This is a genomic window from Nocardioides sp. (genome assembly GCF_051876515.1).
In the GTDB taxonomy this organism is placed as follows: domain Bacteria; phylum Actinomycetota; class Actinomycetes; order Propionibacteriales; family Nocardioidaceae; genus Nocardioides.
In genome coordinates, this window is record NZ_JBJEHY010000216.1 from 1 (window position 1) to 6,061 (window position 6,061).

6 protein-coding genes are annotated in these 6,061 nt (G+C 73.0%); all 6 read left to right on the forward strand.

Annotation, left to right across the window (positions count from 1 at the left end):
* A partial coding sequence (locus ACI379_RS15520; protein ID WP_439793014.1) for a FecCD family ABC transporter permease occupies positions 1 to 618 on the forward strand: 618 nt, incomplete at its 5' end.
* Positions 615 to 1,400 carry an ABC transporter ATP-binding protein gene (locus ACI379_RS15525; protein WP_439793015.1) on the forward strand — a complete coding sequence of 262 codons (786 nt, stop codon included), beginning with the start codon at positions 615 to 617 and terminating at the stop codon, positions 1,398 to 1,400. The genes ACI379_RS15520 and ACI379_RS15525, both read left to right, overlap by 4 nt.
* On the forward strand, positions 1,397 to 2,626 hold the full coding sequence (locus tag ACI379_RS15530) for an enterochelin esterase domain-containing protein (RefSeq protein WP_439793016.1): 1,230 nt from the start codon (positions 1,397 to 1,399) through the stop codon (positions 2,624 to 2,626). Before ACI379_RS15525 ends, ACI379_RS15530 begins: the two co-directional genes overlap by 4 nt.
* A 63-nt stretch (positions 2,627 to 2,689) precedes the next feature.
* Positions 2,690 to 4,006, forward strand: coding sequence for a hypothetical protein (locus ACI379_RS15535; protein ID WP_439793017.1), 1,317 nt, complete (start codon positions 2,690 to 2,692; stop codon positions 4,004 to 4,006).
* 96 nt (positions 4,007 to 4,102) lie between these two features.
* Positions 4,103 to 5,263, forward strand: coding sequence for an exonuclease SbcCD subunit D (locus ACI379_RS15540; RefSeq protein ID WP_439793018.1), 1,161 nt, complete (start codon positions 4,103 to 4,105; stop codon positions 5,261 to 5,263).
* On the forward strand, positions 5,260 to 6,061 hold an 802-nt coding region (locus ACI379_RS15545), incomplete at its 3' end, for an AAA family ATPase (RefSeq protein ID WP_439793019.1). The genes ACI379_RS15540 and ACI379_RS15545, both read left to right, overlap by 4 nt.

Genomic DNA, 6,061 nt, shown 5'->3' on the forward strand with positions numbered 1-6,061 from the left:
AGCACGGCTGCCGTCGTCTTCGGCCTCACCCGACGGCACGGTCTGACCGGGCAGCGCCTGGTCCTGGTGGGGCTCGGGGTGGGGGCGGCCCTGCAGGCGCTCAACACCCTGCTCGTCGTTCGGGCCTCGCTCGTCGCCGCCCAGACCGCCGCCCAGTGGCTGGCGGGCTCGCTCAACGCGGTGCTCTGGCCGCGCGCCACCGGCACGCTGGTCGTGGTGGCGCTCCTGCTGGCTGCGTGCGTACCGCTGGCGCGGCCCCTGTCCATGCTCTCCCTGGGCGACGACGTGTGCCGCTCGGCCGGCATCGACGTCGGGCGTGTACGGACCTGGTCGGTGGTGCTGGCCGTGGCGCTGGTCTCCGTGGCCACCGCCGCCACGGGCCCGCTCGCGTTCGTCGCCCTGGCCGCCCCGCAGATCGCCCGTCGCCTGGCACGCAGCCCCGCGGCCGGGCTCGCCGGCTCCGCGCTCACCGGCGCCCTGCTCGTGGTGGCCAGCGACGTCGTGGCTCAACGCCTGCTCGCGCCCGACGAGCTGGCCGTGGGCGTCATCACCGGCGCCGTCGGGGGCGTCTACCTGCTCGGTCTGCTGACCCACGAATGGAAGAAGGCACGTCGTTGACAAGACTGCTCTCCCGAGCCCTGGAGGCCGGGTACGGGACCAGGACGATCCTGCACGGGGTCGACGTGGAGATCCCCGACGGGCGCATGACCGTGATCGTCGGCCCGAACGCGTGCGGCAAGTCGACCCTGTTGCGGAGCCTCGCGCGGATGCTGAAGCCGCTGGCGGGAGAGGTCCTGCTCGACGGCACCCAGATCGACGAGCTCGCCCCCAAGGAGGTGGCGCGGCGCCTCGGGCTGCTCCCGCAGTCGGCGACCGCGCCCCCGCAGATGACCGTCACCGACCTCGTCGCGCGGGGACGCTACCCGCACCAGAGCCTGTTCCGTCAGTGGTCCCGCGCTGACGAGGAGGCCGTGCACCGGGCGATGGAGGCCGCCGACGTGACGGGACTGGCCGACCGCGCCGTCGACGAGCTCTCCGGCGGTCAGCGCCAGCGCGTCTGGCTGGCGATGGTGCTGGCACAGGAGACCCCGCTGCTCCTCCTGGACGAGCCGACCACGTACCTCGACATCGCCCACCAGGTCGAGGTGCTCGAGCTGGCCAAGCGTCTGCGCCACGAGGGCCGTACGGTCGTGGCCGTCCTCCACGAGCTCCACCTGGCCTTCCGCTACGCCGAGCACCTCGTCGTGATGAAGGACGGTCACGTGGTGGCGACCGGGGACCCCCGCGACATCGTCACCGCCGAGCTGGTCGAGCAGGTCTACGACCTGCCCTGCCGGATCATCCCCGACCCGGAGACGGGCACCCCGATCGTGATCCCGCTGGCCCGGAGCGTCTCGTGAGCACGCCCCGCACGCCGCACCGGCAGCCGCCGAAGGTGCCGCGCCCCGACCCCGTCGAGCGCGGGCGCAGCGACGTCCTCACCGCTCTGGGGGAGGCGCCCTCGCAGGGCGACGTCGACGCCTTCTGGTCGGAGCACGCCGGACGGCTGCCGCTGGTCGAGGCCACCGACGGGCCCGACCGCTGGCGCGTCACGTTCTGCTGGCGTGACGCGGAGGCTGCCGAGGTCTTCCTCTTCGTCAACCGACTCACCGACGAGACGCGCCTGCACAACAGCCTGATGGAGCGCCTCGGCGACACCGACCTGTGGCACCTGACGTACGTGCTCGGGCCCGCGTGGCGCGCCTCCTACGCCTTCCTGCCGCGCGCCCACGGCGAGCAGGCGCCATGGCTCGGGGACGGTGACCAGGTGCGCATCCGTACGGCCCTCGACCGCGGGCAGGCCGATCCGGCGAACCCCGACTCCTGCCTCAACCGGGCCGGCGTGCGGCAGTCCGTGGCCGCGACCCCCCATGCCCCGGCCCAGCGGTGGCTGGCGCGCCGTGGGGACGTGACGCCCGGACGCCTGGTCGCCGACGTGCTCGACGACGGGCGTCCGGTGTGGCTGCACGACCCGGCCGGGGTGGCGGACGAGACACCCCTGCCGGCCCTGGTCGTCCTCGACGGCGAGGTCTGGAACGGCACCCAGGACCTGCCCACGACGTTGGACAACCTCGTGGCCGACGGACTCGTGCCCGGGTGGCGCACGATCCTGGTCGCCTCCGGCGGCCGCGAGCAGCGGTGGGACGAGCTCGGCGCCGGCGCAGGCGGGGGAGACCTCGTCGTGGACCAGGTGCTGCCCTGGCTCCGGGCGCGGCGGTGCGTGCAGGAGGGGCCCGCCGCGGTGACGGTGGCCGGTCAGAGCCTGGGCGGCCTGTCGGCCCTGCGCACGGTGCTGCACCACGGCGACGCCGTCGGGAACGCGATCTCCCACTCCGCCTCGCTGTGGCAGGACGACCTGCTCGACGCTGCGACCCTGCCGAACGAACCGGGCCGCCTGTGGATCCATCTCGGGCACGGGGAGCAGGAGTGGGTCCTGGCGGGCCCGCACCTCGAGCTGGGCGCCGTGCTGGGCGAACGGGGGTTCGCGGTCGACGCGGTCGCCTACGACGGCGGCCACGACTACGCCTGGTGGCGCGGCGCCCTCGCCGACGCCCTCCTGGCCCAGAGCCGGCACCGTGCGCCGTGACCCCGTCGGCCACAATGGCCCGGTGAGCACCGACAGCACCGTCGAGTCCGCCCGGACCGTCCTGTGATCGCCCCCGGACCGCTGCCCCAGCACGGTCTCGGCGGTGCGGCCGACCTGCCGATCCCCGCGTCCTTCGCGATCGTCGGGGGTGCGGCGGCGCTGGCGGCCTCCTTCGTGATCCTCCTGGTCGCCTGGCGCAGCCCCCGCTTCGCCGTCCCCGCCGGCACGCGTCCGCTCCCCGAGCGGTGGGCCGCACTGCTCGACAGCCGCGGTTGGCGGGTTGCCTGGCAGGCCATGGGCCTGGCGTTCCTGGCGTTCATGCTGGTCCCGGCGTTCCTGGGACCCGACACGCTGGTCAACCCCGTCTTCGGCGTCGTGTACGTCTGGCTCTGGGTCGGGATCGTGCCCGCCTCGCTGCTGTTCGGCAGGGCGTTCCGCGCGGTCAGCCCCGCGCGCACGCTGGTGAGCCTGCTGGGTCGCCTCACCGGGGGAGGAGTGGCCCGGTTCCCGGCGTGGCTGGGCTACTGGCCGGCGGCGGTGATGCTCTTCGCGTTCGTCTGGCTGGAGCTCGTCTACCCGCAGTCGACGTACCTGGGCCCGGTACGCCTGTGGTTCACCATCTACTTCGTCGTCGTGGTCCTCGGCGGTCTGGTCTTCGGCGAGAAGTGGGTCGAGCGCGCCGACCCCTTCGAGGTGTACTCCACCCTCCTCGCACACCTGTCGCCCTGGGGACGCGACGAGGACGGCACCCGCGTGTGGATCAGCCCGCTGCGCCACCTGGCGCGGCTGACGCCCGAGTCCGGGCTGGTCGCGACGACCGCCGTCCTGCTCGGGTCGACCGCGTTCGACAGCTTCAAGGGATCAGTCACCTGGATCCGGTTCGTGCAGGCCGTCGACGTGGACGCCGCCCTGGTCAACACCCTCTGCCTGCTGGCCTGGGTGGTGGCCGTGGGCGTCGTGTTCGCACTCGCGACGATGCTGACCCCGGCGGCGTCGCTTCCGCGCCGGGAGCTGCCCGCGAGACTCGCGCACTCGCTGGTCCCGATCATCGTGGGCTACATGGTCGCCCACTACTTCAGCTACTTCGTGGTGGTCGGGCAGCAGACCCTGACGCACCTGAGCGACCCGCTGGGGACGGGGGCGAACCTCTTCGGGACCGCCGACCTGCCGCCCAACCGGTGGCTGTCGGACCACGTGACCTTCCTCGCCTCCACGAAGGTCGTCGCCATCGTGACCGGGCACGTCCTGGGCGTCGTCGCCGCGCACGACCGTGCACTGGAGCTCCTCGGGCGCCGGAACCACGTGGTCGGCCAGCTCGGCCTGCTGGTCGTGATGGTGCTCTTCACCTACATGGGGCTCTACCTGCTCTTCGGCGCCTGAGCGGCAGCGCGCAGCCGGTGAGTCGACGCGGTGCTCGCCCGCCACGCGCGGTCGCCTGCCCGGTTCTGTCAGTGGTCCTGCCTAGCATTGCGTGACGTGAAGATCCTCCACACCTCCGACTGGCACATCGGTCGGACCTTCCACCAGCACTCGACGGCCGAGGCCCTCTCCTCGGTCCTCGACGCCCTGGTCGCGCTGGTGCGCCAGCACGCGGTGGACGTGGTGGTCGTGGCGGGGGACGTCTTCGACTCCTCCACACCGTCGGCCCCGTCGGTGGAGGAACTCGACCGGGTGCTGGTGGCACTCAGCGCCACCGGTGCGCGGGTGGTGGTCACCAGCGGCAACCACGACTCGCCGGCCCGTCTCGGGGCGAAGTCCGCGTTCACGGCGGCGGCCGGTGTCCACATCGTCACGCGCCCGGAGGAGCACGACCGCGCGGTCGTGCTGGAGGACGACCACGGGCCCGTCCACGTCTACGGGATCCCGTACCTCGAGCCAGCGCTGGTCCGGCACCGGTGGCCCGACGCGCGGCTCACCAACCAGGCCCGCGTGATGGGGTTCGCGCTCGACAACATCCGCGCCGACATCGCCGCTCACGGTTCGCCACGCTCCGTCGTGGTAGCGCACACGTTCGTGGCAGGTGCCGAGGGCTCGTCCTGCGAGTCCGAGCGATCGATCACCTCCGGTGGGGTCGACCGTGTCCCGGTGCCGACCTTCGACGGCGTGACGTACGCAGCGCTCGGGCACATCCACCGACGCAACACGCTGGCGGCCCACGTCCGCTACAGCGGCGCTCCACTGCACCTCTCGTTCTCCGAGGAGGCGGCCCCCCGTGGGGCCTGGCTGGTCACCCTGGACGCCGTCGGCCTGGCGTCGGTGGACTGGCTCGACCTCCCGGTCCCGCGACGGCTGGTCACGTTGACGGGCACGCTCGAGGAGCTGCTGAGCGACGAGTCGCTGGCGGTGCACGCCGACGACTGGGTGCGCGCACGGCTGCTCGACGAGCACCGTCCCGTGGATCCGATGCGCCGGCTGAGCGTCCGCTTCGCCCACTGCGCAGTGCTGGAGCACCTGCCACCCGTGGCTCCCGCCGCCCACCCGCGCCGGACGGCGAGGGTGCTGACCGAGCTCTCGGACGAGGAGGTCATCGCCGACTTCCTCGTCCACGTGCGCGACGGCGAGGGCCCCAGCGACGACGAGCGCGCCCTGGTCGCCGACGTGGTCTCGTCGGTGCGCGGGCAGGCGGCCCGGGCATGAGGATCCACCGGGTCTCGATGGCGGGGTTCGGCCCGTTTCGCGGCGAGGTGCTGCTCGACGTCGACGCCTTCGCGCCGCACGGGCTGTTCCTGATCAACGGTCCGACCGGCTCCGGCAAGTCGACCCTGCTCGACGCGATCGTCTTCGCCCTGTACGGCTCGGCGCCGCGGTACTCCACGCACGCGGGTGCCCAGGTGCGCAGCCAGTTCTGCACGCCCGACGAGCCGACCTGGGTCGAGCTGGAGTTCACCGCGGACGAGACGACCTACCGCGTGAGGCGTTCACCGGAGTACCTCCGCCCCCGGGCCAGGGGGGAGGGCACGACGCCCGAACGGGCCACGGCCGAGCTCTCCCGCTGGGACGGCACCCGGTGGGTCGGACTCGAGTCCCAGCTGCGCACGGTCGGGCAGCGGCTCTTCGAGATCCTCCCGTTGACCGCCGAACAGTTCCTGCAGGTCGTGCTGCTCGCACAGGGCCAGTTCGAGCAGTTCCTCGTCGCCAGCAGCGCCGACCGGCAGCCCCTGCTGAGGACCCTGTTCGACTCCGAACGCTTCGCCGACTACGACCACGCCTTCCAGCAGCGGGCCGCAGCGTTGCGCGCCGGCGTCGAGCGGGCCGAGGAGACCGCCTCCGCAGCGCTCGCCACCCTGTGCGCGCACGCGGAGGTCGAGCCTCCCGAGGAGCCCGACGAGCAGTGGCTCGACACCGTGCTCCGCGCGCAGGCCGACGCGGTCGCGACCAGCGAGGCCCTGCGCGCTGAGGCCCAGCAGGAGGCGACCGGTGCTCGTTCGCTCCTCG